Source organism: Devosia sp. CN2-171, assembly GCF_049354815.1.
Lineage (GTDB): Bacteria > Pseudomonadota > Alphaproteobacteria > Rhizobiales > Devosiaceae > Devosia_A.
Map to the genome: position 1 here is coordinate 2,681,069 of NZ_CP186479.1, position 26,567 is coordinate 2,707,635.

Genomic DNA, 26,567 nt, shown 5'->3' on the forward strand with positions numbered 1-26,567 from the left:
GCTCCTCGGCTCGTGCTCGTGGCGAACGTCGCGTTCGACGGGTGCACTTGTGGGAGCGGTTTTGGTGAGAGCGCCTCACCAAGCTTGGTGAGCCCGCGCAACTATTTTGGCAGGGCCGAGGCGGGCACCCGGAACTACTGTCGCTTGGCGCGCGTCAGAAGGTCGAGCTCCTCCGCGCGGCGAACCGCGGAGCGACGGTTGTTCACACCCAGCTTGTCGTAGATGTTCCTGGTGTGGGTGCGCATGGTGTTTTCCGAGACCGCCAGTTCGCGGGCGATTTCGGGGCCTGCGAGATCCGTGCTGAGCAGGCGCAACACGTCGAGTTCACGCTCGCTCAGTGGCTCGATCAGGTCCGGGTGCCGTTGCGGCCTCACTTCCGGCGGGCCGTACGCAGCCAGCAACTCGCGCGCATAGTCCGGAGCGATGCGGCGCTTGACCGCGATCTTGAGGAGGGCTTCCATCGCTGGTCCTTCGTTGATGAACAAGCGCACGTAGCCCTCGGGCGCGGCCAGTGCGAGTGCGCGTTCAAGCGAACCGAGCGCCGCGTCGGCATCGCTGTGCCGGTGGGCAATCGACTGCAGGATCGATATCTCGATGACGCTACCGGCACGTCCCCCGCGTTCCGCCGCCTCCAGCAGGCGATCAAGGAACCGACTAACCTGATCCGTTCGGCTGGAACGGTCATTGCCCTCCTGCGCCAGCAGCACCCTTGCCAGGGTGATGTGCTCGAACTCGCGCAGATAGCTCAGTTCATCATCGATGCCGATACCGGCCGCGCGCTGCCAGCGACGTGCGTCATCAAGGCGGCGCTGAACGATAAAGGTGCGCGCCCTGATTGCAGCAACCGGCCGGACATTGGGGAAGAAGTCGCTGACGTAGAGGCGCTCCGCCTCATCCAGCAACTCGGCGGCTCGCTGGTGCTGCCCCTCATCCTGCAACAGCTGCGCCGCGGCGACCCGCCACCGATACGGCTGCTGCGGCAGCCCGGCACGTTCGCCAATCTCGTGGCTCTTCGACAGGTGTCGGTGCGCGGCCTCAAGGTCATTGCGTTCGCGGAGAAGCTGGCTCAGGCCCGCATGCATGTCCGCCGTGCCACGGAGACCGGCGCCGCTTTCCGTCGCCGCGACCTGCAGTGCCTGCTCATAGAGTTGCGCGGCAGCCCGGAGATGACCCTGAACCAGCTGGATATCGGCAAGCGCGATCGAGACGCCGAGCGTATCGGCGATGTGACCGATGCGCCGCAGCCCGTTCTTGCAGTCCGTCCATGATCGGCTTGCAGCCTCGAGATCTCCGAGGGACCAGTATCCGATTCCCAGCAGCCCCGACCCAGAGGCGCGACCCAGGTCGTCGTCCTCCGGCACGAGATCGAGCACTCGCCTCGCGTGCTCGATAGTTGCAGCCACGTCACCCCGAACCTGCGCCAGAGCGGCGCGGTACAACTCGATGGCCCCGGGGAGCCGGCGGACCTGCGTCTCATCGACGACCACCACGCATGGCGACTGATCGCCCTGGTGCAACTCTGCCAGGCCGCGCTCGATATCGCGCAGGCGTTCCTCCATCCCTTCGAACTCGCCGTAGGACATCAGTGCCCCGACAAAGCCGATACCGAGCACCGGCCGGTTGCGAACGAGCTCATCAGGCAGCTGTCGCGCCCAGCTGCGGATAAGGGCCTCGCCGCGATGCTTCTGCGTCTCGGGGATGGCAAGCTCGATCAGCCGTGCGGCGCGCTCGAAATCCTCGGCTGCGAGGGCATGCCGGATAGCCTCGGACCGCTCCCCGTGCTGCTCGTACCAGTCGCTGGCCTTTTGGTGCCGGCGTGGCAACTGGCTGCGGGCTTGAGCATCGAGCTGGGTAAGCAGGACGTCTGCGAAGAGGTGATGGTACCTGTACCACTCGCTACGGTCATCGAGCGGGACGAGGAACAGGTTGGCGCGATACAGCGCCGCGAGTGTTGCGTTGCTCGCCGTCCGTCCGATGACGGCGTCGCAGAGCTCGCCACTCAAGCGGTCGAGGAAGCAGGTGTCCAGTAGAAAGCTGCGAACGTCGTCGGAAAGACGCTCCATCACCTCTTCGACCAGGTAGTCGAAGACATAACGATCACTTCCGGCGAATCCGGCAATGAACGATGTCGGGTCGGCCCGCCCCTCCATCGATAGTGCGGCAAGCTGCAGCGAAGCGATCCAGCCCTCCGTCCGCTCCTCGAGCGCTGCTATTTCATTGGCCGTCAACCCGAGGCCCATCATCCCGTTCAGGTAGGCCGCCATCTCGTCGGCGGTGAAACGCAGGTCCGCCGACCGGATCTCGACCACCTCACCGCGCGCCCGCATTTTGGCGATCGGCAGCGGAGGGTCGGCCCGCGTCGTGATCACGATGTGGACATGTGGCGGCAGGTGCTCGAGCAGGAACTTCATCCCGGCCTGCACGTCCGGCTCGTCGATGACGTGGTAGTCGTCAAGGATGAGGTTGATGCTCAACTTTGCGCTGGCGAGCTCGTTTACCAGCGAGGCCAGCACAAGATCGCTGGAGTGCTGGCCTGGTTCCAGCACGTGGAGCGATGCCGCGGCCCTGTCCGCCAACGACTTCTGGAACGCAGCAATCACATATGTCCAGAAGACAGCTGGCTCATTGTCGGTCTGCTGGAGCGAGAGCCATGCGACCGCCTCGGGTCCGGCGGAGCGCGCGGCGAGCCAAGCAGAAACCAGGGTGGTCTTGCCGAATCCTGCCGGCGCCGAGATCAGCGTCAGCTTTGAAGCCGCACCTCGTTCGAGGCGCTCGATGAGCCGTCGACGCTCCACGACTACGTCCCGTGGCGTGGGCACGAAGAGCTTGGTGGCAACCAGTGTGCTTGTCATGACTGCGCAGCCTAGCAGTTCACTGCCAGAATGCCGCACGACATCTGGTCAGAACGCACGCATTGGCGCTGTCCCCTCAAATGTCCGCTTTGGGCCAAAGCGAACCTCAGTTCTTACGGCCTTACACCTTACTGCGAGGCTCGTACCCTCGCGGCCGGTAAGTGTCGGTACAGCGTCGAGTCAGGACCACGCAGCGTCGCGGCACTTGTCGGCAGGCGGCGCGCGAAAATGATGGTGCAGCGTCGACGCGCCCATGCTGGCTTCGCCTGCCAGAGTTTCAAGGTGCATGGGCTCGGCGTAGTGGTGGCGAATCCATTGAACCGCCGCGAAGACATGGTTGGCACGTGTGCCGAGCTGAACTGTCTCGCGTAGGCGTGCTCCAACCGGGCTTGTGAGCTCGCGACACAGGATTTCTCGCTGGATGGCGGACGCCAGAATGGCGGTGTCCTGCTCGCTGTCCAACAACTCGATCAGCCGAAGGCAGGCACTGGCCAACGTGGAGGTGACCGGGCCCACCCCGATGCCCGGCCCGTCGCGCCTCCTGACGCTATTGAACTGGTCAACCTCGCTGATCAAGTCGCGCGCAAGATCAAGGTCCAAGTCGAGCTTGATCGACAGGTATGGGGCGGATTCGCTCGGTTCCAAGACCTGCACGACCGTTGGAAGCCCAATCGAGGTGAGCAGGAAATGCCCCTCGTCACAGACATATTCGTCGTCTCCGACGACGACCCTCTTCCTTCCCCGGATGATGAATGCGAAGGCGGGCTCGTAAACGAAGGAGGCCGGGCCTTCGGGAATCGTCAGTCGGTGCAGCGAAAGCCCGGGCACCCGTGTTGCCATCGTGCCGTCGGTCGGCAGGTAGCGCGCAACGATGGCCTCCATGCGCGCCCTGACCGCCGCCATCAACGCGGCATCAGGGCCGTCAGGTGTTCCAGTGTCACTGCGCAAAGACCTTCGGGAGCGGATACCGGCTCGCTGGCCACAGCATATGCAAAGACCCGGCGTCACGGTCGGGCCGTCCCGCGAGTTCTCGTCGGGCCCTCTCTGGGTGCCTACCGCCTAGCCGCCGCGCGGGACCGAGTGGGGCCGGTCGGCTCCAAGTGATTCTAGGCCGGCCTTGGTAAAGCAGGCCCGAGTGTCGAGCCGGGGCACGATCTTGGTCACCACGGCGGAAGGCTGTGGTAAGCAGTGCGGTCCTCTTACGCTTCGGTGCAGCCATGAAGATCATCAAAGTCCCGCATTCCGATTTCACCGTTTCCAGCGTTGTGCTGGGTCTCATGCGCATCGCCAGGATGAGTGAAGCCGAAATTCGGGCATTGTTCGACGCGGCGATTGAGAGCGGCGTAACGATGATCGACCACGCCGATGTGTATGGCGGTGCACCTCATGTCTGCGAGGCGCGCTTCGGTGAGGCGGTAAAGCTTTCTGCGTCCGACCGTGCTCGCATCATGATCCAGAGCAAGGCCGGCATCCGGCCCGGCTATTTTGATTTTTCGTCCGAGCACATCATCGCAGCCGTCGATGGATCGCTGAAGGCGCTTCGAACGGAATACCTTGATGTCCTGCTGCTGCATCGCCCGGACACGCTGGTCGAACCCGACGACGTAGCCAAGGCATTCGATACGTTGCACGCGGCGGGCAAGGTACGCCACTTCGGCGTCTCCAATCAGACACCGGGCCAGATCGAACTGCTCAAGTCTGCGGTGCGCCAACCGCTGCTGTTCAACCAGGTTCAACTCAGCATCGCCCATGCCAACCTCTTCGCGCAGGGCATCGCGGCCAACATGGACGGCCTCGAACAGTCGGTCTCGCGCGACGTCGGGTTGCTCGACTATTCGCGTCTCAAGGGCATGACGTTGCAAGCCTGGTCACCGGTGCAGAAAGGCTTCTTCAAGGGGGTCTTCATCGGCGATCGCGAGAACTATGCCGAGCTCAACGTCGTGATGGATGAACTCGCCGAGAAATACGCGGTTACGCCGATGGGCATCGCCATCGCCTGGATCACCCGGCACCCAGCCAACCTGCAAGTGGTGTTGGGGACCACCAAGCCGGATCGCGTGAGGGAGAGTGCGACAGGATCAGACGTCGTCCTGACGCGCCAGGAATGGTACCGCCTGTTCACCGCGGCAGGACACAAACTGCCATAGCGACTTGCGTTAAACCACTGCCCCCTACTCGATGCTGCGGCATCTCGCACAGGAGCGTATTTGGCTCGGCGATCTTTGCTGCCTTACCGCCGGCGGCGAGCGGTTGTTCGGCGGGAACATGCGATGCGAGCCAAAGACTAGCAGCCCCGGTCGGAGGAGCAGTAGCCGCCATCTCGAGCCTAGTCCTCCTCGACGAACACTTCCTTTCGCTTCTGCCGGATCGCCGGCAGCACAGCGACGATGACCGCAGCCAGTGCCATGGCCAGCAGCACCGCCGAGATCGGGCGCTCGATGAACACCATCGGATCGCCCCGCGAGATGATCATCGCGCGGCGCAGGTTTTCCTCGAGCGGCGGCCCTAAGACGAAGCCGAGCAGCAGCGGCGCCGGCTCGCAACCAACCCGGATCAGCACGTAGCCTAGCACGCCGAAAAAGCCGATCGCGAAGATGTCGTAGACGTTTTGGTTGATCGAGTAGCAGCCGATGCAGGCAAACAGCACGATCGCCGGGAACAAGGCGCGATAGGGGATGCTCAGCATCTTCACCCACAGCCCGATCAGCGGCAGGTTGAGCAGCACCAGTAGCACGTTGCCGATCCACATCGAGGCGATGATGCCCCAGAACAGCGCCGGCTGGTCGTTGATGACGTTTGGGCCCGGCGTGATGCCCTGGAGGATGAACGCCCCGACCATCAGCGCCATCACAGGATGGGCCGGGATGCCCAGCGTCAGCAGCGGAATGAACGAGGTCTGAGCCGCGGCATTGTTGGCCGACTCCGGCCCGGCAACGCCCTCGATGGCGCCCTGGCCGAACTCCTCGGGGTTCCTCGAGAGCCGTTTCTCGACCGAGTAGGACGCAAAGGACGAGAGGATGTGCCCACCGCCCGGCAGCACGCCGAGCAGCGAGCCCAGGCCCGTGCCGCGAAGCACCGGCGCGATGATGCGTTTGAAATCGTCCTTCGACAGCCAGAGATTCTTGACCGACTTGACCATCACCTCGCGGCCCTTCTCGTTCTCGAGGTTGCGCAGGATTTCGGCGACCCCGAACACCCCCACGGCGACCGAGACGAAGTTGAGGCCCGAAAACAGCTCGCGGATGCCGAAGGTGAAGCGCGGCGTACCCTCGTAGATGTCCTGCCCCACCATTCCGAGGAGCAACCCGAGCACGATCATCGCCAGCGCCTTGAGGATCGAGCCGTGCGCCAGCGCGATCGAGACAAGGAGGCCGAGGACGAGCAGCGAAAAATATTCCGGTGCCCCGAAGCTGAGCGCCGCTCGCGCCAGCGGCGGTGCGGCGAAGGCGAGCAGGAGCGTTGCCACCGTGCCGGCAAAAAACGAGCCAAGCGCAGCGGTAGCCAGAGCCTGCCCGGCCCTGCCCTTCCGCGCCATCTGGTAGCCGTCGATCGCGGTCACCGCCGACGAGCTTTCGCCCGGCAGGTTGATCAGGATCGCCGTGGTCGAGCCACCATACTGGGCGCCATAGTAGATGCCGGCGAGCATGATCAGCGACGCGGCTGGCGAAAGGGAGAAGGTGATCGGCAACAACATGGCGATGGTGGCGGTGGGCCCGATGCCGGGCAGCACGCCGACCAGCGTTCCCAGCAGAACGCCGATGAAGCAGTAGAGGATGTTGATGGGGTCGAGTGCGACCGAGAACCCCAGCCCGAGCGAAGCGACGATATCCATGGTTACCCCCTATTGCCCGAGCCAGGGGCCGAACATCGGCACGCCCAACCCCAGGCCGATCTTGAAGACCAGCGTGCAGAGCACTGTCAGCGCCACCGCCAGGAGCGCGGCAAAGAGCGGCGAGTTGAGTCGGCTCGCGAGCGCTGTCGCAAAGGCCGAAATGAACGCCACCGGCACGAAGCCCAACCCACGGACGGTGGCACCGAAAAAGGCAATGGTCAGCACCACCAGCGCGAGGCCGCGCCATGGGACGGGCTGCAGTTCGTCGCCGTCCGGCTTCTGCCAACCACTGGCCGCGATGGCGACGCCCAGCACCGCGAGCGCGCTGCCGAGCAGCAGCGGAATGTATCCGGGTCCCATTCGGAAAGCGGTGCCGAGCTTGTAGTTCAGCGACTCGAGGGCGAAATAGGCACCCGCCGCCACGAATATGCCGCCTGCCGCCAGGTCCTTGGTCGAAAATGTCATAGCCATCTCGGTTCTCCTCGGTGCCGCCGCCCGTCCACTGTCAGCCCAAGCCATCTCGCGCAGGGCGTGCTGAGGTTGCCCGCGGGCCTGAGGTCCGCGGGACTGCTGATGGAACGGGGACCAACGCTTAGTCGGCGTAGACGCCGGCGGCTTCAATGATGCCGCGCCACAGCACGATTTGGCTCGACAGCTGTTTGCTGAGGGCATCAGGCGTTGCTTCCGCGGCCGTCACCGGCGTCGTACCCAACTCGGCGAAGCGGCTGATTACCGTCGCATCGGCCAGCGCCGTTTGCAGCGCGGCCTCGAGGCGCGAAATGATCGCCGCATCCGTGCCGGCCGGCGCATAGAGCCCGTGCCACACCGTCACCTGCACCTGGTCGAGCCCGCCTTCGGCGGTGGTCGGCAGGTCCGGGAAATTGGCGAGCCGCTCGGGCGAGGTCACCGCATAGGCCTTCACTTCGCCGGCCTTGATCTGGCTGGTGGTGTTGGTCGACTGATCGCAGATCATGTCCACCTGTCCGCCGATGATGTCGGTCATGGCCGGGCCGGCGCCCTGGTAGGGCACGGTGGTCATGGGAGCATCGAGCGCGTCCATCAGCAGCATGCCGCACAGCTGGCTGGCCGAGCCGATGCCGGCATGGGCATAGGTGACGTTCTCGCCATTCGCCTTGATGTAGGCGGTGAGGTCGGCAAGCGTGTTGGGCTCGAAGCCCTTGCGGGCCACCAGTGTCATCGGCACGGCAGTGACTAGCCCGATGGGTGCGAAATCGGTCTCGGGGTTGTAGGGCAGGCTGCGGTAGAGCGTCGGAGCAGTGGACATGCCGATATGGTGCACCAGCAGCGTATAGCCATCATTGGGCGCCGTCGCGACCTGCCCGGCACCCAGCGTGCCGCCGGCGCCGCCGACGTTCTGCACCACGACCTGCTGGCCGAGATCCTTGCTCATCACTTCGGCGATGAGACGCGCCACCGTATCTGTCGGGCCGCCGGCCGAGAACGGCACCACCACCGTTACCGGCTTGGTCGGATAGTCCTGGGCCGAGGCGGCGGCGGTCAGAGCGAGGCCGGCGATCAAGGCGCCGGCGGCGAGCGTGCGCAGAAGGGTCTTCATGTTTCTGTCCTCCCATTGGTCGGCCGCCGGTCTCGGCGCCCTGTCGCAACCTTTGCAACCGCCGTGCCAAACATGAAAAATGCAGGGCTGATATGCAATCGCCGCAGGCTGTGGTAGCGGATTAGGCAAGAAATTGCGCGGCCGGTGCGTAACTTTCGGCAGGAAATTGCCAAAGGAGAATGCGTGGCAGAGGCCCGTCTGGAGGAAAGCCTGAAGCTCCGCCACCTCGTCTGGATTGGCGCGGCGATGCTTGTGACTGCGCTGGCCGGCTGGACCGGGTTCGAGTTCGCCTCCACCTCGGCCATCGCAAATGCCTCCGAGCAGACCGAGCGGCGCCTGGCGCTCTTCGACCGCACGCTGGAAGCCATCATCGAGCGCTTCCACTACCTGCCGGCAACCATCGCCCAAGCAGTCGAGGCCCACGCTGTGCTGCAGCAACCGGGCGACGAGGCCGCCCGCAACGCCGCCAACGGTTTCCTGTCGAACCTGAACAATACCGCCGGCGCCGGCGAAACCTTCGTCATGTCCACCGCCGGCAACGTCGTCGCGGCCTCCAACTGGTGGGCGTATGACAGCCTCGTCGGCCACAACTTCGCCCACCGCCCCTATTTCGAGGACGCGCTGAGCGATGGGGACGGCCGCTTCTATGCGGTCGGCATCGCTACAGGCGTGCCTGGCTATTTCCTCTCCGAGCGGATCGATGGTCCGGACGGGCCGTTGGGCGTCGCCGTAGCCAAAATCAACCTGGGTGAGATCGAGGCCAACTGGTGGCGCTCGGGCGAACTGATCGGCATCGTCGACAACGACGGCGTGGTCATCCTTTCCACCCGCCCCGACTGGCGCTATCGCGCGCTGGCGCCCGGTGTCGCGCCGCCCGCGAATGCTGCTCTGCGCTACGGCAACAACGGCCTCGGCTCCAAGCCGGTCACTTCCGACATGTGGTCAAGCCGAGGCGCTCGTTTCGCCCATATCGCCGACAGCGATATCGAGGCCTCGGGCTATTTCATTGTCGACGAGCTGCGCTTGCCCCGGCACCAATGGCGGATCGTATCCTTCACTCCCATGGCGCCGCTCACCCGATGGTCGCTGGTCGCAGCCGCGGCAGCGGCCCTCGGTTGTGCGGCGCTGCTGTTGATCGTCGTCCTCATCATCCAGCGCCAACGCCACGTCGCACAGCGCCTCGCCGAGCACGACCGGCTTGAGCAGCGTGTGGCCGAGCGTACCGAAGACCTCCACAACATGAATGAACAGTTGCGAGCCGAGATCGCGGACCGTGTGCGGGCCGAGAAGGCCGAAGGCGAGGCCCAGCATGGACTGGTTCAAGCCGCCAAGATGGCCAGCCTCGGCCAGGCCCTGGCCGGCGTCGCTCACGAGGTCAGCCAGCCCATCGCTGCGCTTACCACCCACCTCGCGAGCGCCCACCTCCTTGCCGACCGTCGGGGTGACAAAGAAATTGGCCCGGTGCTTTCGGCCATGGACAAAGTGGTCGAGCGCCTCGCCACCCTGACCGGGCATCTCAAGACCTTCGCCCGCAAGGAAACAGGGGTGGCCATGAGCGCGGACGCCCGAATTGCCATCGCCAACGCGCTGGACCTGACTGACCACAAGCTGCGCCAGCTGGGCATCGATGTCGAGTATCGCCGGCCCGATGCCCCGATCACGGTCGCCGTCAACCCGGTGCACCTCGAGCAGGTGCTGATCAACCTCATCGCCAACGCCGCGGATGCCATGGAAGCCGCCACGATCCGCGTCCTGTCCGTTGGCGTCGCGACCGAAGGTGGCACGGCGCGGATCACCGTCACCGACACGGGTGCAGGCATCGCCCCCGGCGAACTCGGCAGCCTTTTCGATCCGTTTTACACCACCAAGGAGGCCGGCAAGGGCCTCGGCCTCGGTCTTTCCATCTCCTATGGCCTCGTGCGCAACAGCGGCGGCAACATTGTCGTCACGAGCAGCTCAGGTCGAGGCAGCACCTTCACTGTCACCCTGCCGCTCCTCCCCGCCCTCACCACAAGAGAGCCCGCATGACCGACCCCGCCGTCCTTATCGTCGACGACGAAGACATGGTGCGCACGGCGCTCGAGCAATGGCTGCGCCTCTCGGGCTTTGCCACCACGACGGCGGCAAACGCCGCCGAAGCCTTGGCGGTGATCGACGAAGCGCACCCGCATGTCGTGCTGACTGACGTACGCATGCCCGGCCTGTCCGGACTCGACCTCCTCGGCGCCATTGGCGAACGGAGCCTGCCCATCGAGGTCATCCTCATCACCGGCCACGGCGACGTGCCGATGGCGGTTGAGGCTATGCGCGCCGGTGCCTTCGATTTCCTGCAAAAGCCCTATGTGCCGGATCAGCTGGTCCGCATCATCACCCGCGCCGCCGAGAGGGCCCGGCTGAAACGCGAGGTGGCTGAACTCCGTCGAAAGCTCGACGGCGGCGAGACCGAACTTGCGACCCGCCTCGCCGGCTCCTCGCGCAACATCGAGCGGCTGCGCCGATCCGTACTGGAGCTCGCCGGCATTCCGACAGACGTAATCATCCTGGGTGAGACTGGCACCGGCAAGGAAGTTGTAGCGCGGTGCCTCCACGACTTCTCACCGCGCGCCAAAGGACCGTTCGTTGCCGTCAACTGTGCCGCCATCCCCGCCGAGCTGATCGAAAGCGAGCTGTTCGGCCACGAAGCCGGTGCCTTTACCGGCGCTGGCGGCCAGCGCATCGGCAAGTTCGAGTACGCCAATGGTGGCACGCTCCTGCTCGACGAGATCGAGTCGATGCCGATGCTGGCCCAGGCCAAGGTGCTGCGCGTGATCCAGGAGCGCGTCGTCGAGCGCATCGGCTCCAACCGCCAGATCCCGCTCGACCTGAGGCTCGTCGCCGCCACCAAGGCCGATCTTGCCGCCGAGAGCGCCGCCGGTCGCTTCCGCGCCGATCTCTACTACCGGCTCAATACCGCCACCATCACCCTGCCGCCGCTGCGCGAGCGCGCCGACGACAGCGTGCTGCTGTTCCACCACTTCCTCGGCGCGGCCGCCCGGCGCTTCAACCGGGCCGCCCCCAGCCTGCACCCAGCCGACATCAACATCCTGCTGACTCATCCCTGGCCTGGCAACGTGCGCGAGCTCAAGGCCGCCGCTGACCGCTTCGCCCTGGGCCTCGACGCGACCGGTCGGTCGCTGGCCGACATCCTCGGTACCCGCACGCCCATCGTCTCGGGCGCCAGCCTTGCTGAGCGCGTCGCCGCCTACGAACGCCACCTGATCGAGGCCGAGCTCGACCGCCACCAGGACTCGGTCTCGGCCGTCGCTGATGCCCTGCGGGTCCCTCGCCGAACCCTAAGTGAGAAGATGTCACGGCTGGGCGTGAGACGATAAAGGGCCAGCGCGGGCCAGTTCGCCGATGAAGCGATTGGCGTTCTCAACGACCACGGCCGCTCCGATCCGACCGAGATCCTACTCCATCGTTTCACCGAGGACGACGTGCTCGCTCGTCGGGTAGTGGCGCCGACCTGTCAGTCGCGCTCTCGTTCCGCGCTGATGTCTGGTCGTAGCGCAAAGCGGACCGTGGGAATCGAAGGACACACCAAGGTCTGGTGGCAGCCAAAGCGAACCTTGGAGCTTGTCCATGGTGCGCAATTGACTGGTACACAGAGGGCAAGTGCGGCGCTCATAAGTCATTGGAATCGCTAACTTTCGAGGAACAATCGCCGTTTCCCTTTTTCTCCGCCATTCCTTGTCGGCAAGTCGCGGTCCGACAAGGAAAACGCCGGCTGGAGGCCAGCCGGCGCGGGATAGTCAGTTCGTCGCAGGCGTTTAGTCGAAGAAGTTCTCGTCGCCCTCTTCGAGGTACTTTTTGGCTTCCTTGGCGATCAAGTTGACGCCGAGGCCCGGGCGATCCGGCACGTCGATCAGCCCGCCCTTCACCGGCATGCCTTCAAAACCTTCGGTGATGTCGTACCAGAAGGGTTCGAACCGGGCAGGGTACTCGAAGGCGATCAGGTTGTCCGGCATGGTAGCGCAGACCTGGATCAGCGCGGCGAGGCCGAGAATGCCGTTGGCGGTGCCGTGCGGAGCGATGGCAATGCCATGCAGGTCCGCGTGCTCGGCTACCCACTTGATCTCGGCGAGTCCGCCGACGTCGCAGGGATCGGGACCGATGACGTTGACGGCATGGCTCTCGATCAGGGCCTTGTAGTGCTGGCGCAGGTAGATCTGCTCGCCAGTATGGATCGGCGTCGTGGTGTGATGGGTGACGTCCTTGTAGACGTCGGGATTGACGTAAGGGCTGTAGTCGCCGGTGACGGTATCCTCGATCCACATCAGGTGCAGATGCTCCACCGCCTTGGCGAGGCGAAGCGCATCGAGCGGCATGAAGCCCGGACCGGCGTCGACGGCGGTGTTGTAGCCCTTGCCCAGCGTCTCGCGGGCCGAGGTGATGCAGGCGACGAGGTGATCGAGGCCTTCCTTGGTCATCGTGCCCTTGTGCGGGTACGGGAACGGCGCATCGTGCTGGACTTCGCCATAAAAGTAATTCGGGAAGTCGCGCACCATGGACGAGTGGAAGGCGCTGGGCAGCTTGAACAGGGTGAACTCGCCCTTCAGCGACTTGCCGTATTCGGCCCAGCGCTTGTAGCCCTCGGGCGTGTGCTCGGCGCCGCCGGGCACTTCGGCCTGGTAGAGGGTGCGGTAGGTCCGCACCTGGTCGCGGACCTTGCCGCCGAGCAGGCGGTAGACCGGTGCGTTGAGGGCCTTGCCGGCGATATCCCAGAGCGCGTGCTCGATGGCGGATACGGCCGAGCCGAAGGGCTTGAAGCCGCCACGCACGCGAATGCGGCGCATGACACGCTCTACGTCGCGCGGGTCCTGGCCGACAATCCAGTCCTTGAGCTGCAGCACCTGCGGCTTCACGTAGGGCTTGGGCGTCTCGATCTGGCTCCAGCCGGTGATGCCCTCATCGGTGGTGATGCGGATCACCGGGCTGTTGGCGATGATCGCGCATTTGAGATCGGTAATCTTCATTCAGGGAGGCTCCTCAACCCTACCATACCAGTTGCGCCCATAAGCCATATTCCCGACGGCGATGGAATGGGACTAAGGGCGAAAGTGGCGAAAACACTGCGGCCGATCAGGCGCGAGGAGCGGGCTCGACGACATGGCCGGTGCCCAGGACGACAATCGACGCCCGGCCCTGCACCGGGGCTTCGGCGCTCGAGCACTTGATGCTGAAAGTGGCGCCGTCGGCGCGGAAGGTTACGACGGTCACCGGGCCCTCGAACGAAGCCGAAAGAATCTCGGCGGTGGGCTGACCATCCGCCCATGGCACGAGCCGGATCTGCTCGGGCCGGAGCAGGATGCGGGCTCGGCCGGGGGCGGTGATGCGGCCGACCTTGAGCCGGCCGAGCGGTGTCATCGCCTCGCCGCCGGCCACCTCGGCATCAATGACCACTGCGTCGCCGAGGAAGCGGGCCAGGCTTTCGGTGCGGGGCTGCAGGTAGAGTTCGCGCGGATCGCCGGCCTGGACGATGCGGCCCTGTTCGAGGACGACGAGCTGATCGGCAAAGCTCAGCGCTTCCTGCTGATCATGCGTGACGAGGATGCCGGTGAGGCCTTCGGCCGCGAGGCGGGCCTTGACCATTTCGCGCATGTTGGCGCGGAGGCCGGCATCGAGAGCCGAGAACGGCTCATCGAACAGCATGAGCGTCGGGCGACGGGCGAGCGCGCGAGCGAGAGCCACACGCTGCTGCTGGCCGCCGGAGAGCTCATGCGGCATGCGATGGGCGAGCTCGGCATCGAGCTCGACGGCGTGGAGCAACTCGCCGACCCGCCGCGCGTGCTCGCCGCCATCCATGCCGAAGGCGATGTTGGCGCCGGCGCTCAGGTGCGGGAAGAGCGCGCCTTCCTGGGCGACGAGGCCGATGCCACGGCGGTGGGCCGGCACATAGTCGTGGCCGTTTGCCAACACCTGCCCGCCGAGCGCGATGCGGCCGGCATCGGGCGGCTCGAAGCCGGCAATCAGGCGCAGCATAGTGGTCTTGCCCGAGCCGGAGGCGCCGACGACTGCGGTCAGCCCGCCACGCGCGACTTCGAGGTCGACATTGTCGAGGGCCACGACATGGCCGAAGCGGCGGGTGATGCCGGTCAGCGAGAGCAGGGTCATTGTCCGATCGCCCGGTTGGACTGGCGACGCAGGAGCAACGTCAGCGGCATGGAAACAAGGATGAGCAGCACGGCATAAGGCGCCGCGCCGGCATAGTCGATCTCGCTGGTCAGCGCCCAGAACTTGGTCGCCAGTGTACGGGTGCCATTGGGGGCCAGCATGAGGGTCGCGGTCAGCTCGTTGGCGGCGCCGAGCGCGACGAGCAGGACGCTGGCGGCGATGCCGGGCGAAGCGAGGCGCATGGTCACCTGCCAGACGGCGGCGACCGGAGGCCGGCCGAGGTTCATCGCGGCCCGTTCGAGCTCGACGGGGACCTGGGCGATCGAGGAGCGGAGGCCGGTCAGTGCGCGGGGCAGGAAGATGAGGGCGTATGCGAAGATCAGCGTCGCGACGGTCTGGTAGAGCGGCAGAGCGACGCGGACGGTGATGGCAACCAGCGCCAGCGCGACGATGATCCCTGGCAGCGCCCCGACATAGAGGTGGCAGGCCTCGAGCACGCGCTGCCAGCGTCCCGGCGCACGCACTGCGATCCAGGCCATGGGCATGGCCAGGGCGGTAGCAACGACACCGGCCAGTACCGCATAGAGCACGGTCTGCTCGAGCGCGGCGCCGATCTGGTCGAGCTTCCAGACGCCGAGCCCGCCGTACCAGAGCCAGCGGCCGAGGGTGACGAAAGTGACCCCAAGAGCCGCGATGGCGACGCCAGAGAGCATCAGGACGGCCGGAAAAGTCCAGGCGCCGAGGGCGACCGGCACGGCACGACGGGCCGAGCCGGAGCCGACACGGGCGTAGCGGCGGTCACCGCGCACGAGAGACTCACCGCCCAGAAGCACGAGGCAGCAGAGCACGAGGACGCCACCGAGCAGGTTGGCGGCCGGGCCGTCGTAGACCGACTGGAACTGGTCGACGATGGCGGTGGCGAAGGTGTCGTAGCGCATCAGGACGAACAGGCCGTATTCGCCGAGAAGGTGGAGCCCGACGAGCAGGGCTCCGGCGCAGATCGACAGCCGCAGCTGCGGCAGGACGACCCGGAAGAACACCGCCGTTGGCCGCAGGCCGAGCGAGGCGGCATTGTCCTCGAGCGCCGGATCGAGGCGGCGCAACTGGGCGGCGACGGGCAGGTAGACGAAGGGGAAGTAGGCGATGATGGCGATCGTCACGACGCCCGCCAGACCGTGGAAGGACGGGAAGGCGCTGCTCCAGGCGTAGCTCTGGACAAAGGCGGGGACGCCGAGCGGCGCGACCATGAGTCCGGCCCAGATGCCGGCGCCGGGCAATCGCGTGCGTTCCGTCAGCCAGGCCAGCGTGACTCCGAGGATAACAGAGAGCGGCACGGTCAGCAGTTCGAGCCACAGCGTATTGAGCAGAAGTTCGCCGACCTTGGGGCGGAAGACGAGGCGGACGACTTCCTCCCAGCCGCTGGTCACCGCGACGACCGCGATGAAGCCCAGCGGAACGAGGCTCGCCACGGCGACGAGCGTTGCACCCAGCAAGGCAAGTCCGCTTCCGGTCACGCGCCGGATCGAGAGGGGCAGTCGAGCTTCGATGGCGTCGGTCAAACGAGTCCTCGAGAAAGCGGGGCGACCCGGAAGTGCCGCCCCGCCAGTGGTTTAGGGTCCGCCCCTAGAGCAGGCCCGCCGCAGTCATCAGTTCGGTGACCTTTGCGCTGTCGAGCTTGGTCGGGTCAAGCACGGGAGCCTCAAGGTCGGCGAGCGGGGTCAGAGCGGCATTGGCAGCTTCGCCGACACTGATCGCGTATTCATACGAGGTGCCGTCGCGCAGGATCTTCTGCCCTCCGGGGCCGGCGATCCACTTTAGGAACTGCATAGCCTGGTCCTTGTGCTTGGACGAAGCCAGTACGCCGCCGCCCGAGATCGAGACGAAGGCGCCGGGGTCCTGCCCCCTGAAGTAGTGCATCGCGACGTTGCCGCTGTTCTCCTTGGTGCCGGCCTGATCGCCGAACCAGTAATAGTGGTAGATCACGGCGCCTTCGAACTCGCCCTTGTTTACCGCAGCCATGGCGGCGCGGTTGCCGCGGACGGGAGTGACGTTTTCCTTCATTGCGGTGAGCCAGGCGGAGGTCGCTTCCTCGCCCTTGAGGGCCAGCAGGGCGCCGACGATTGCCTGGAAATCTGCGCCGCCCGGCGAGGCGGTCCAGCGGCCCTTCCAGCTCGGATCGGCAAGATCGAGCAAGGACTTGGGCAGTGTGTCCGCATTGAGCTTCCGCGTATCGTAAGCGAACACAGTCGAGCGGGCGGCGATGCCGGTCCAGTGACCGTTGGCCGGGCGGTACTCGGCCGGAATGAGATCGAGGACGTCCTGCGGCAGCGGCTCGAACAGGCCGGCATTGTCGACCAGCACCATGGCCGGGGAATTCTCGGTGAGGAACAGGTCAGCGGGCGAGTTGGCGCCCTCCTGCAGGATCTGGTTACCGACCTCGAGATCGCTGCCCTGGCGGATGGTGACCTTGATGCCGGTTTCGGCGGTAAAGGCGTCGGCCCATTCCTGAGTCAGCGATTCATGCTGGGCGTTGTAGACGAGAATACCCTCGTCCTGACCCATGGCCGGAAGGGCAAGCGCCGCAAGGGCGATACCTGCAAGCAGGGATGTGAACTTCATCTGGTAACCTCGCTGAGAAACGTGCGGGCTCCGATTAGGTAAATCTGATAGCCGCGGTCAACAAGAATCGACCCAGGCTGGAACGCTTCCAGAGTGGGCGATAAAGTTTGCCTGCATCGGGAATAAGCCTGTTCGTGGGGTGTTTTTGCCCCGCTCCGGCGCGACTAGGCGCAAGGTCGCGGTTGTGCGGCATCGTGTCCTCGTGCCATGCAGGGCGCACGAATGACCACCCCCGCCCCGCACGTTCTCCGCTCGATTCCGTTCCGCCATTTCCTCTCCTCGCGCGCGCTCTCCTCGGTCGCATTCCAGGGGTCTGCCGTGGCCATCGGGTGGCTGGTCTACGATCGGACCCGCAATCCGTTCGACCTGGGGCTGGTCGGATTGTTCCAGTTTCTACCCATGCTGATACTGACGCTGGTTGCCGGGCAGGTCGCCGACCAGTTCGACCGGCGGCGCATCGCCTTCATCTGCCAAGTCATCGAAGCGGTGGTTATGTGCGGCATCGCGCTCGGTGTGTGGCAGGGCTGGCTGCCGACCTGGGGCATTTTCGTCGGCGTGGCACTGATGGGCGCCGCGCAGGCCTTCGAGCGCCCGACGATGGCCGCACTGCTGCCGAGCATCGTGCCGACCGCGCAACTGCAGAGCGCCGTGGCCACCTCCACTTCGGTGATGCAGACCGCAATGGTGCTCGGGCCCGCCATCGGCGGCATCCTCTATGGCTTTGGGGCGGTCGTTCCCTTCGCCTTCTCGGCGCTCTGCTTTGCCATCGCCAGCTTCAATGTCGTCGCCATCCCGCCGGCAAACCAGCTGAAGCGCACGCCGGTGACGCTAGAGTCGGTCTTCGCCGGGGTCGCCTTCATCAAGAGCCGGCCGCTGATGCTGGGCTGTATCTCACTCGACCTATTCGCGGTGCTGCTCGGCGGGGCGACCGCGCTGCTGCCGGTCTATGCGCGCGACATCCTGATGGCAGGGCCCTGGGCGCTCGGGTTCCTCCGCACTGCCCCGGCCGTCGGTGCGGTGGTGATGTCGCTCTATCTCGCGCGCTTCCCGCTCAAGCACCATGTCGGCATCACGATGCTATGGGCCGTCGGCGTCTTCGGCCTCGCGACCATCGTCTTTGCCTTCTCGACCAATATCGCGCTGTCGATCGCCATGCTCCTCACCCTGGGCGCGGCCGATACGGTGAGCGTCGTCATCCGCTCGTCGCTGGTGCAACTGCTGACGCCGGACGAGATGCGCGGCCGGGTCAACGCGGTGAACTCGCTGTTCATCGGCGCTTCCAACCAGCTCGGCGAATTCCGGGCCGGTGTCGCCGCCGGCTTCATGGGCCCCGTGCTTGCGGTGGCCGTGGGCGGCATCGGGACCATCGCCGTGGTGCTGGCATGGTCCCGCCTGTTCCCGGCGCTGCGCAGGGTCGACACCCTTTCGGGCTGACGATTACTCGGGCCAGCGATCGTCCGGACGCCAGAAGCCGAGTTTTGGCGTGTTCCACTCGTCGGTGGGGAGGAACATCGTCCCGGGCGTCCTGAGATTGGCTTCGATTGCATCGAGGTTGAGGTCGATGCCGAGCCCCGGCTTTTCCGGCACCTTGACGAAGCCATCGGCCATGTAGTCGGGCGCCAGACCGGTGACTAGGCTCTCCCAGAACGGCAGGTCGAGGCCATGATGCTCGCAGGCGAGGAAACTCGAGATCGCCGCAGCGGTGTGGATATTGGCCATGAAGCCGATGGGCGAGCCGGCGCAATGGAGGGCGGTCGGGATGCCCTCCTCCTCGGCGTCGTCGGAGATGCGCTTGGTCTCCATCAGGCCGCCCGAAGTGAGCAGGTCCGGATGGACGATATCAACCGCGCGGGTGCGGATCGCCTGGCGGAAGCCGTCGCGCAGGTACCAGTCCTCGCCGGCGGCGATGGGCGTCAGCAGGGCATCTGACACATGCTTGTGGCCCGGGATATCGAAGCGTGAGACCGGATCTTCCATCCAGGCTAGATCGTAGGCCTCGAGCGCCTTACCGAGGCGGATCACTTCATCGGCAGTGAGGTAGCCCTCACCGAAGTGGTCGACGCAGATCTGGACGTCGTTGCCGACGGCCTTGCGGACTTCGGCGACGACGTGGGCGGCCTGCTCGATGGTCTTGTCGGTCAGCTTCACGCCGCGTCCGGCCATGGGCGTCTTGAACCACTTGCCCATGTCGAAATCGGTCTCGTGCGGCGCGTCGTGGCCGATGAGCGGGTGTTCGCCGGTTTCGAACAGCGACGGTCGCAGGTCGAACTTGATCCAGGTGAGGCCGCGGGCGCGCCGGCCCTTCACCGCCTTGACGAAATCCTCGGGGGTCGGATCGTCCGGGGTCGGGGTGTCGCCATAGAGGCGGACCTTGTCGCGGTACTTGCCGCCGAGCAGCTGGTAGCAGGGCACGCCATAGATCTTGCCGATCAGGTCCATCAGCGCGATCTCGATGCCCGAGACGCCGCCGCCTTCGCGGCCCCAGTTGCCAAAGCGCTTGATGGCGCGGAAGATCATGTCGACGTTGCAGGGGTTCTGGCCGACGAGGATCGACTTGTATTGCAGCGCGTTTGCCGCATGGCCGGCGTCACGCACTTCGCCAAGGCCGTAGACGCCCTGATTGGTCTCGATCTTGAGGATCGGATAGTCGTAGTTCGCCGCCACCACAGCGAGCCGCATGTCGGTGATGCGCAGCTCGGTCGGCTGCGAGTTGCGGTTGATGGCGTTCTCGATCGTGCTCATCGCTCGTTCCCTGGGGTTAGCGCCGGTGCCGATAGGCCGGCAACATGATTTCGGTGAGGTCGTCCATGACGGTCGCCGCCTCTTCGCGGGCCGCATCGTCAAGGGCGCGGAAGCCGGACTGGCGGACGGCGGCGCTGCCGATGACGCCGCGCATCTTCAGCACCTCCTTCATCAGCGGCATGCCGTAGTTGCTCTCCATGTCGAGGAGGGGCAGCAGGCGCCGGAAGATGCTTCGCGCGAGGGTGTCGTCCTTGGCCTCGATGGCGTTCCAGAGCGCCACATGCACATCGGCGATCTCGCAGGCCGGCATGGTTCCGGAGACGCCATGCCGCACTTCTTCGAGCAAAGTCTTGCCGGCCTTGCCGCCCATCACGCCTTCAACCTTGTCGCCGCAGAGCCGCAGGATTTCGCCCACGGTCTGCGCCGGGTAGCCCGACTCTTCCTTGACGAACCGGGCGGTGGGAATCTCGTGCACCAGTTCGGCGAGCAGCGCCGCACTCATCGAAGAAGCGCCCTGCCCGACGACGTTCTGCAGCACCAGCGGCAGCGAGGTCGCGGCAGCAATGGCGCGATAGTGCGCCTTGATCTCGGCGGGTGAAGCCGGATGGAGCGTCGGCGGCAGTGCCATGATGGCATCGGCGCCGATCGCTTCGGCATGCCGCGCATAGTCCGCTGCGATGCTGTGGTGCGGCGCGGAGACGGCGACGATGGCCGGCACCTTGCCTTTCACCGCCCCGACAACGATCTCGGCAACCCGCCGGCGCTCGGCCTCGCTCAGATAGCCGCCTTCGCTCGCCAGCGCGTTGGCGACGACGCCATGCACGCCGGCGGCAAGACAGAACGCCATCGTGCTCTCGAGCCCGGCCTCATCGAGTTTGGCATCATGCGTGAAGGGCGTGGTGACGATGACGAAGATGCCGCGGAAACTCTTGCGATCCATGCTGCCCTCGGTTCGAATGCGAGAGGCAACGCCGCGCGCCCGGCGTGAGATGCCGGACGACAAACGATGTTGCGTTATTCCTCCCGGCGACGGCTCACCTGGCTTTGCCCTGCCTGTGCCTATCGCAAGAAACGACGGTGCAAGATCGTATCAAATCTGTCAATGTCGTATACGATCTGACTTGCGATCGAAGCTGATCGCCCGAGGTGAACCATGTCTGCCCCAATGACGAAGCGCGCCTCGGCAAGCGAAGGCAAGGTCGAGACGAACTACCAGCGCGTCACCAACCTCATTCGCAACGAGATCATCAGTGGCAGCATACCGCTGGGTGGCCGGTTGACCATGACGACCCTTGCGCTGCGCTACGGCGTGAGTGTCCAGCCGGTGCGGGAGGCGTTGCAGCAGCTCGAGGGCGAGGGTCTCGTCGAGATGATCCCCAATGCCGGCGCCCGCGTCCGGGCGCTCGACCGGAACCTGCTCACCCACGCCCACGAGATCGGCGAGGCGCTCGAGACTTTCCTCACCCGGCAGTTCGCCGAGGAGGCGTCGCTCTCTTCACTCCGGCAGCTCGAAGCCCTGCAGGTCGAGCACGATGAGGCAACCGCGGCGATGGATTGGGCGTGGATCGACGCGGCCAATCACGCGTTCCACCGCTTCATCAATACGCATGGCGGCAACCTCGAAGCGGCCGGGCTGATCTCGCGCTACTACGGGCTCAGCGAGAGCCTGATGAACAGCCAGGGTCGCGACACCGCCTTCGCACAGCGCGTGAGGACCGAGCACCATGCCCTGCTCGACGCCTTCCGTCGCCGTGACCCCGAGGCGGCAGCGCGCATCAACACGGCGCATGTGCGCGGTACGCTAACGGTGGTGATGGCCGCGTTCGACGCGATGCCCAAGACCGAAGGACGGAGATAGGGGCGGAGATGCCAATGCGCGCGACCCCTCGTCCGCAGCGGCAGTCGCCGGCCGTGCCGATGCATCCGACGGCCACGGGCCCCGGAGGATGTCAAAGAGCGAAGCGACGTGCCGGCGAGACGTTTGCCCCTCGCGGGTAGTCCGCAATATGAATGAGGCTCACGCCTCGCCGGCCGATCGGGGTTTTGGGCGTATGGCACGATGGCTCGGGCGCATCCCGTGCCGCATCGCGAGGAACCTGCCGGCTGCAAACGGCCGGAATCCACCGGATACCGTCCCGCCTCTGCGGCTGCCTCATGCGTGGCAGCCTTGTCCCTTCGAGCCATCCCGCATCGGACGGCTCCCGCGTGCTAGCGGCGTCCCCGGCGAACCGGATCATGCCGTCGTGCTTTCGGCCTGATGGCGAACGACTCCACCATCACCCAATCTCCACCGCACCAACCACTCGTCATGATCTCGCTTCGGTGCAGCGGACGGGCGGGAGAATCGCATGGGTTTGGGGTGAGGGGGATAGGATTTCGCGAGGCGCCCTGCTCCACGAAACCGTGATCCGCTTTCATGCCCGAATGTGGCAGGACCGCACTCGACAAGTGCCTTCCAGATTCTGTTGTTAGGCGCGACTGACTTCAGCCACTTGCGAGACCAATTTGACCACCCGCCGCCTGTTCCTCGCCGGAGGCGCCGCCCTGGCGCTCAGCGCATGTTCCTCGACCGGCAGCCGCCGGCTCGAGAACTTCAATATCATCCAGGTCGACGAGCCCTGGGCCAGCCACTATTCGATGCGCAACGACAACGGCTTCGCCGTTCCGGGTATCGATATCCGCAAGATCCCCGAGCAGTTCTGGCGGCAGGAAGTGGACTATTCCGGCAAGGAAGCGCCGGGGACGATCGTCGTCAATACCAGCGAGAGGTTCCTTTATCTGGTTGAGGGGGGCGGCCGCGCCATGCGGTACGGCGTGGGCGTCGGCCGCGAGGAAGGGCTGAATTTCCGCGGCACGGCCACCATCGCGCGCAAGGCCGAGTGGCCGCGCTGGACCCCGACCGCCAACATGATCAAGACCCAGCCCGAGCGCTACGGTCCGGTTGCGGCGGGCATGGATGGCGGGCTCAAGAACCCGCTCGGGGCGCGCGCGCTCTACCTCTATCGCAACGGCAAGGACACGCATTTCCGGCTGCACGGCACGATCGAGCCCTATACGATCGGGCAAAGCGTTTCGTCGGGCTGCATTCGGCTGATCAACCAGGACATCATCGATCTCTACGACCGCGTACCCACGGGCACCAAGGTGATCGTGGTTTCTTGATTTAGATCAACAGCATGGACCGTGCACGGTGCTGTGGTCGCCTCGTCCAACGAGGAGACCACAAATGCCCGTCGAAACCATCGTCTTCCTGACCGCCGTCGTCACCGCCTTCGCCCTGCTGGCCGTCACCATTGCCTGGGCCCAGCGGCGCACTGTTCCGAAGAAGTAGCGGGCCGTCAGGCCCCCATCCTCGCTGCCTCGACGAGGCGGCCCGCCTTCATGGCATAGACGCGGTCGAATGCCGTCGGCACCTCGGCGTGGGTGATGACGATGGCGGTGCGGCCGCGCAGCATTTCCGGCAGTTCGGCGAGGAACGCTGCCTCGGCTTCGTGGTCGAGGCCGCTGGTCGGTTCGTCGAGGACGAAGATCGCCGCGTCCGACAGCAGGGTGCGGGCAAGACCGATGCGTCGGGCTTGGCCGGCCGAGAGCGTACGACCGGCCTCGCCAAGCGGCGTATCGAGCCCTTGCGGAAGGCCGCGCACCAATTCGGCCAGGCCAAGCGCTTCGAGGGCCTGCCAGCACTCCGCATCGTCGGCATCGTGGCGCCCGATACGAAGGTTGGCGCGGATCGTATCGAGAAAGACCGGCGCATCCTGCGTCATCAACGCCACGCGGCGGCGCAGCACGTCGGTCGCGACTTCGCGGATGTCCCGGCCGGCGATCCGCACGACCCCGGCATCGGGATCGGCGAGCCGGACCAGCAGGTGTGCGATGGTCGATTTGCCCGCGCCGCTCGGGCCGGTGATCGCAACGCACTGACCGGCGCGGATGGTGAGATCGATTGGGCCGATGACCGGACGCTCGGGATCGTAGCCGAAGTGCACGCCCTCAAGGCGAATCTCGGCACCCGGCGGCAGCGGCAAAGGCGAAGCGGCTTCGGCCACGGCGGGCGTCGCTGTGGCGATGGCATGCAGCCGCTCTGCCGCGGCGGCGGCGCCGGCAAGGCGGGTCGCGCTTCGTACCAGCATGGCCGAGGCCTCGAAGCTGGCGAGCCCCGCCAACAGCAGGCCGGCCAGCAGCGGCCCGTCGATCGCGCCGGCCTCCAGCGCCGCCAGTCCCATGGCCAGCACGCTGACGAGCGCGGCTCCCGCGAACACCTGCACGAGCGCCGAGGCTGCTGCGGCAATCAACCCGAGCCGGCGGCGGGCCTTCGCCACCCGCGCCGCCGGTGACTCAGCTCGCGCCATCGCCAGGCCCGTGGCGCCGAGCAGCACGAAATCCTGGTGACCTTCGATGCCGTCCATAACTGACTGGCGGAGATCCGAGGTTGCGCCGACGATCTCCGTTCCGGTGCGTCGCGAAACGAGCACCAGCGCGATCGGGACGAGCAATACGGCCGCAAAGAAGAAGAGCGCGAAGGCCAGAGCCGCACCCGGCAGGAGGATGGCGAGCCCGATGGTCATTGCGGCGCCGGCGAGCACGGCGGTGCTGATCGGGCCGAGCGCCATCAGGAACAGCGTATCGAGCGCCTCGACATCGGCGAGGAGGCGGCTGACGAGATCGCCGCGGCCAAGGCGGCGGCCGAGCGGTACCAGCGGGAACAGACGCGAGAACAGCCAGACCCGCAGGTCCGCCAGCAACCGTAGGGTCGCGTCATGGCCGGCGAGCTTTTCACCGTAGCGCGACAGGATGCGGACGAAGGACAGGCCGCGCACGCCGGCCGAGGGGGCGAAGAGATTGAAGGCCGCGCCGGCGGTGCTGAGCGCGGCGGCGGTGAGGAACCAACCCGAGAGACCGAGCAGCGCAACGCCGGCAAACAGCGTGATCAGCGACAGCCCAAGGGTGAGTGCGAACGCTCCCTTCAGCCGTCCAAGCAGTGGGGCGAAGGTGAGGATGGCCTTCATGCGGCACCTGCCTTGCGGGTGAGTACCGGCCTGGGCGCCGGCAACAGGCGGCCGTTGGCGATGCGGAAAACCCGGTCCATGCGCGCCGCAACCGCATGCGAGTGGGTAGCGACGAGAAGGGTCCGGCCCGCGGAGAAGGCCATGAGATCATCGAGCACGGCCGCTTCCGTTGCCGCATCGAGATGGGCAGTAGGCTCGTCGAGCAGCACGAGGCCGGGATCCCGCAGATAGATGCGGGCCAACGCCACACGCTGGATCTCGCCGCCGGAAAGGCCGAGGCCGTCGTCGCCGACGCGGGTCTGCACGCCGTCGGGCAGTTCGTCGGCAAAGTCGGTGACGTGGGCCAGGTGCGCGGCTCGCCGCAGGGCGGCGTGGCAGGCACCGGGCCGGCCGAGCCGGATGTTTTCGGCGATCGTTGCGGCAAAGAGGCGCGGGCGCTGGCCGAGCATGGCGACACACTGGCGCAGATCGGGCTCGCCGCGGGCTTCCAGCGGAGCGTCACCAACGGTGATGGCCCCTTCGAAAGGCCGCAGCCGGGCGATGGCTTCGAGCAGGGTCGATTTACCGATGCCGCTGGTGCCCAGGATGGCGACCCGCTCGCCCGGCGCGATCGAAAGCCGGATGTCGGCAAGGACGGGCCGTCCGTCTGGGGCGGCGACGGATACTCCAACGAGATCCAGTTGCAGTGGGCCGGCGCGGTCTTCGACGGGGAGCGGTTCGGCCACAGCGGGAGTGGTAGCAGGCAACCGACCCAGTTGTGCCTCGATCTCTGCCACGGCGGCCTTAGCAGAAGCGCGGTCGTGATAGTGCGCAGCGAGCAGCCGCAGCGGGTTGTAGATCTCGGGCGCCATCAGCAGGCAGAACATGCCGGCGGCCAGTGTCAATTCGGTGCCGCGCAACGAGACGAGATCGAGGAAGGTGAGCCCGACATAGAGGGCAACGCCGGCGACACCGAGGGCAGCGAAGAACTCGAGGACGGCCGAACTCAGGAACGCGATGCGCATCACCCGCATGGTGCGGCTGCGCAGCTCCTCCGATGCCTGCCGCACGCGGGTCGTCTCACGCTCGGCTTCGCCGAAAAGGCTCAGCGTCGTCAGCCCGCGCAACCGGTCGGCGAAGCGGCCGCCAAGCCGGTTGAGGGCCGCCGCCTGGGCCCGGCTCGCCGCCTCCGCGCCCCAGCCGGCCAGCGCCATGAACACGGGGATCAGCGGGGCGGTGAAGAGAAACAGCAGCGCCACGACCCAATCGATCGGGAAGGTCACGGCCGCGAAGGCAACCGGCAGGATGGCGGCCTGCACCATGGCCGGCAGGTAGCGCACCACATAGCCGTCGATCGCCTCGACCTGCTCGATCAGCGTGGAGGCCAGCGCGCCGGAGCTTTTTGCCGCAGTCGCGGTGGGCGAGGCCTCGACGATGTACGCGAACATGTCGCGGCGCAATCGCAGCTTGATCCGTTCGGATTGCGCCACTGCTGCGGTTTCCGCGACGACGCCCAGCCCGGCACGGCCGGCGATGACAAGCAGGATGAGGCCGATCGAGCCAAAGAGCGCCGGCAAGGGCACGCCGTTGATGATCGCATCGCCAAGCACCGTGGCAAGGAGCCATGCCTGCAACACGACCAGCGCGCCGGACAGCAGCGGCAGGCCGACCGACACCGCGAGGAGCCCCCGGTCGGCCGCCGCAAGCCGGTTCAACCACCGGCCGGGTGCGACATTATTCATCTTGTCGTTCATAGCCTTACCGGGTGAAGAACGGCTGGGAGCCTGCACTAGTTATGGTGCTTTGCC

At 65.9% G+C, this 26,567-nt stretch carries 19 protein-coding genes; 6 read left to right on the forward strand and 13 right to left on the reverse strand.

What is annotated here, in order from left to right; all coding sequences use genetic code 11:
- Positions 1-134: 134 nt before the first annotated feature.
- Both ACOYW5_RS13315 and ACOYW5_RS13320 read right to left on the reverse strand, forming a co-directional pair.
- Positions 135-2,852 (reverse strand): LuxR C-terminal-related transcriptional regulator, encoded by a 2,718-nt coding sequence (locus ACOYW5_RS13315; protein ID WP_423065371.1) that lies wholly within the window; start codon positions 2,850-2,852, stop codon positions 135-137.
- Between the two features lie 180 nt (positions 2,853-3,032).
- Positions 3,033-3,734: an AraC family transcriptional regulator N-terminal domain-containing protein gene (locus tag ACOYW5_RS13320; RefSeq protein ID WP_423065372.1), complete on the reverse strand. Its 702-nt coding sequence runs from the start codon at positions 3,732-3,734 to the stop codon at positions 3,033-3,035.
- Between the two features lie 335 nt (positions 3,735-4,069).
- Here ACOYW5_RS13320 and ACOYW5_RS13325 point away from each other — a divergent pair, with 335 nt between their 5' ends.
- Entirely contained in the window at positions 4,070-4,999 is a 930-nt protein-coding gene (locus ACOYW5_RS13325) for an aldo/keto reductase (protein WP_423065373.1), read from the forward strand.
- 179 nt (positions 5,000-5,178) lie between these two features.
- Here ACOYW5_RS13325 and ACOYW5_RS13330 read toward each other — a convergent pair whose 3' ends face one another.
- The 3 genes from ACOYW5_RS13330 to ACOYW5_RS13340 form a co-directional block, all read right to left on the reverse strand.
- Positions 5,179-6,684, reverse strand: coding sequence for a tripartite tricarboxylate transporter permease (locus tag ACOYW5_RS13330; RefSeq protein WP_423065374.1), 1,506 nt, complete (start codon positions 6,682-6,684; stop codon positions 5,179-5,181).
- Between the two features lie 9 nt (positions 6,685-6,693).
- The gene (locus ACOYW5_RS13335) at positions 6,694-7,155 is read right to left on the reverse strand and encodes a tripartite tricarboxylate transporter TctB family protein (protein WP_423065375.1); all 462 of its coding nucleotides are present in this window, start codon (positions 7,153-7,155) and stop codon (positions 6,694-6,696) included.
- A gap of 121 nt (positions 7,156-7,276) precedes the next feature.
- The gene (locus ACOYW5_RS13340; protein ID WP_423065376.1) at positions 7,277-8,260 is read right to left on the reverse strand and encodes a tripartite tricarboxylate transporter substrate-binding protein; all 984 of its coding nucleotides are present in this window, start codon (positions 8,258-8,260) and stop codon (positions 7,277-7,279) included.
- A 183-nt stretch (positions 8,261-8,443) separates the two neighbouring features.
- On the opposite strand from ACOYW5_RS13340, the gene ACOYW5_RS13345 reads away from it, so the two are divergent.
- Complete coding sequence (locus ACOYW5_RS13345; protein ID WP_423065377.1) at positions 8,444-10,288, forward strand: sensor histidine kinase; 1,845 nt, start codon at positions 8,444-8,446, stop codon at positions 10,286-10,288.
- Positions 10,285-11,631 carry a sigma-54-dependent transcriptional regulator gene (locus ACOYW5_RS13350; RefSeq protein ID WP_423065378.1) on the forward strand — a complete coding sequence of 449 codons (1,347 nt, stop codon included), beginning with the start codon at positions 10,285-10,287 and terminating at the stop codon, positions 11,629-11,631. The genes ACOYW5_RS13345 and ACOYW5_RS13350 overlap by 4 nt, the downstream gene beginning before the upstream one ends.
- Before the next feature lie 438 nt (positions 11,632-12,069).
- Here the strand turns inward: ACOYW5_RS13350 and ACOYW5_RS13355 are convergent, their stop codons facing one another.
- From ACOYW5_RS13355 to ACOYW5_RS13370, 4 genes are all read right to left on the reverse strand, one after another.
- Positions 12,070-13,275 (reverse strand): mandelate racemase/muconate lactonizing enzyme family protein, encoded by a 1,206-nt coding sequence (locus tag ACOYW5_RS13355; protein ID WP_423065379.1) that lies wholly within the window; start codon positions 13,273-13,275, stop codon positions 12,070-12,072.
- A gap of 106 nt (positions 13,276-13,381) precedes the next feature.
- Positions 13,382-14,413, reverse strand: a complete 1,032-nt coding sequence (locus ACOYW5_RS13360; protein WP_423065380.1) for an ABC transporter ATP-binding protein — start codon at positions 14,411-14,413, stop codon at positions 13,382-13,384.
- Entirely contained in the window at positions 14,410-15,972 is a 1,563-nt protein-coding gene (locus tag ACOYW5_RS13365; RefSeq protein WP_423065381.1) for an ABC transporter permease, read from the reverse strand. Before ACOYW5_RS13365 ends, ACOYW5_RS13360 begins: the two co-directional genes overlap by 4 nt.
- Positions 15,973-16,036: 64 nt before the next feature.
- Positions 16,037-17,032 carry an iron ABC transporter substrate-binding protein gene (locus ACOYW5_RS13370; RefSeq protein ID WP_423065382.1) on the reverse strand — a complete coding sequence of 332 codons (996 nt, stop codon included), beginning with the start codon at positions 17,030-17,032 and terminating at the stop codon, positions 16,037-16,039.
- A gap of 222 nt (positions 17,033-17,254) precedes the next feature.
- Here ACOYW5_RS13370 and ACOYW5_RS13375 point away from each other — a divergent pair, with 222 nt between their 5' ends.
- On the forward strand, positions 17,255-18,466 hold the full coding sequence (locus ACOYW5_RS13375; RefSeq protein ID WP_423065383.1) for an MFS transporter: 1,212 nt from the start codon (positions 17,255-17,257) through the stop codon (positions 18,464-18,466).
- Between the two features lie 3 nt (positions 18,467-18,469).
- On the opposite strand, the gene ACOYW5_RS13380 is transcribed toward ACOYW5_RS13375, so the two are convergent.
- Positions 18,470-19,774, reverse strand: a complete 1,305-nt coding sequence (locus ACOYW5_RS13380; protein WP_423065384.1) for a mandelate racemase/muconate lactonizing enzyme family protein — start codon at positions 19,772-19,774, stop codon at positions 18,470-18,472.
- Positions 19,775-19,790: 16 nt separating this feature from the next.
- Positions 19,791-20,714, reverse strand: coding sequence for a dihydrodipicolinate synthase family protein (locus ACOYW5_RS13385; RefSeq protein WP_423065385.1), 924 nt, complete (start codon positions 20,712-20,714; stop codon positions 19,791-19,793).
- A 213-nt stretch (positions 20,715-20,927) separates the two neighbouring features.
- On the opposite strand from ACOYW5_RS13385, the gene ACOYW5_RS13390 reads away from it, so the two are divergent.
- Together ACOYW5_RS13390 and ACOYW5_RS13395 are read left to right on the forward strand one after the other, a co-directional pair.
- Positions 20,928-21,632: a GntR family transcriptional regulator gene (locus ACOYW5_RS13390; RefSeq protein WP_423065386.1), complete on the forward strand. Its 705-nt coding sequence runs from the start codon at positions 20,928-20,930 to the stop codon at positions 21,630-21,632.
- Between the two features lie 647 nt (positions 21,633-22,279).
- Positions 22,280-22,936, forward strand: coding sequence for a L,D-transpeptidase (locus ACOYW5_RS13395; protein ID WP_423065387.1), 657 nt, complete (start codon positions 22,280-22,282; stop codon positions 22,934-22,936).
- A gap of 176 nt (positions 22,937-23,112) precedes the next feature.
- On the opposite strand, the gene cydC is transcribed toward ACOYW5_RS13395, so the two are convergent.
- Both cydC and cydD read right to left on the reverse strand, forming a co-directional pair.
- Positions 23,113-24,780 carry a thiol reductant ABC exporter subunit CydC gene (gene cydC, locus ACOYW5_RS13400; RefSeq protein WP_423065388.1) on the reverse strand — a complete coding sequence of 556 codons (1,668 nt, stop codon included), beginning with the start codon at positions 24,778-24,780 and terminating at the stop codon, positions 23,113-23,115.
- Positions 24,777-26,513, reverse strand: coding sequence for a thiol reductant ABC exporter subunit CydD (gene cydD / locus ACOYW5_RS13405; protein WP_423065389.1), 1,737 nt, complete (start codon positions 26,511-26,513; stop codon positions 24,777-24,779). The genes cydC and cydD overlap by 4 nt, the downstream gene beginning before the upstream one ends.
- Positions 26,514-26,567 lie beyond the last annotated feature (54 nt).

Bases quoted from the DNA above. Each gene is read 5' to 3' on its own strand.
- ACOYW5_RS13330 (WP_423065374.1), bottom strand. From the start codon at position 6,684: ATGGATATCGTCGCTTCGCTCGGGCTGGGGTTCTCGGTCGCACTCGAC.
- ACOYW5_RS13315 (WP_423065371.1), bottom strand. From the start codon at position 2,852: ATGACAAGCACACTGGTTGCCACCAAGCTCTTCGTGCCCACGCCACGG.
- ACOYW5_RS13370 (WP_423065382.1), bottom strand. From the start codon at position 17,032: ATGAAGTTCACATCCCTGCTTGCAGGTATCGCCCTTGCGGCGCTTGCC.
- ACOYW5_RS13390 (WP_423065386.1), top strand. From the start codon at position 20,928: ATGTCTGCCCCAATGACGAAGCGCGCCTCGGCAAGCGAAGGCAAGGTC.
- ACOYW5_RS13385 (WP_423065385.1), bottom strand. From the start codon at position 20,714: ATGGATCGCAAGAGTTTCCGCGGCATCTTCGTCATCGTCACCACGCCC.
- ACOYW5_RS13375 (WP_423065383.1), top strand. From the start codon at position 17,255: ATGACCACCCCCGCCCCGCACGTTCTCCGCTCGATTCCGTTCCGCCAT.
- ACOYW5_RS13320 (WP_423065372.1), bottom strand. From the start codon at position 3,734: ATGGAGGCCATCGTTGCGCGCTACCTGCCGACCGACGGCACGATGGCA.
- ACOYW5_RS13380 (WP_423065384.1), bottom strand. From the start codon at position 19,774: ATGAGCACGATCGAGAACGCCATCAACCGCAACTCGCAGCCGACCGAG.
- ACOYW5_RS13335 (WP_423065375.1), bottom strand. From the start codon at position 7,155: ATGGCTATGACATTTTCGACCAAGGACCTGGCGGCAGGCGGCATATTC.
- ACOYW5_RS13325 (WP_423065373.1), top strand. From the start codon at position 4,070: ATGAAGATCATCAAAGTCCCGCATTCCGATTTCACCGTTTCCAGCGTT.
- cydC (WP_423065388.1), bottom strand. From the start codon at position 24,780: ATGAAGGCCATCCTCACCTTCGCCCCACTGCTTGGACGGCTGAAGGGA.
- ACOYW5_RS13360 (WP_423065380.1), bottom strand. From the start codon at position 14,413: ATGACCCTGCTCTCGCTGACCGGCATCACCCGCCGCTTCGGCCATGTC.
- ACOYW5_RS13350 (WP_423065378.1), top strand. From the start codon at position 10,285: ATGACCGACCCCGCCGTCCTTATCGTCGACGACGAAGACATGGTGCGC.
- ACOYW5_RS13355 (WP_423065379.1), bottom strand. From the start codon at position 13,275: ATGAAGATTACCGATCTCAAATGCGCGATCATCGCCAACAGCCCGGTG.
- cydD (WP_423065389.1), bottom strand. From the start codon at position 26,513: ATGAACGACAAGATGAATAATGTCGCACCCGGCCGGTGGTTGAACCGG.
- ACOYW5_RS13340 (WP_423065376.1), bottom strand. From the start codon at position 8,260: ATGAAGACCCTTCTGCGCACGCTCGCCGCCGGCGCCTTGATCGCCGGC.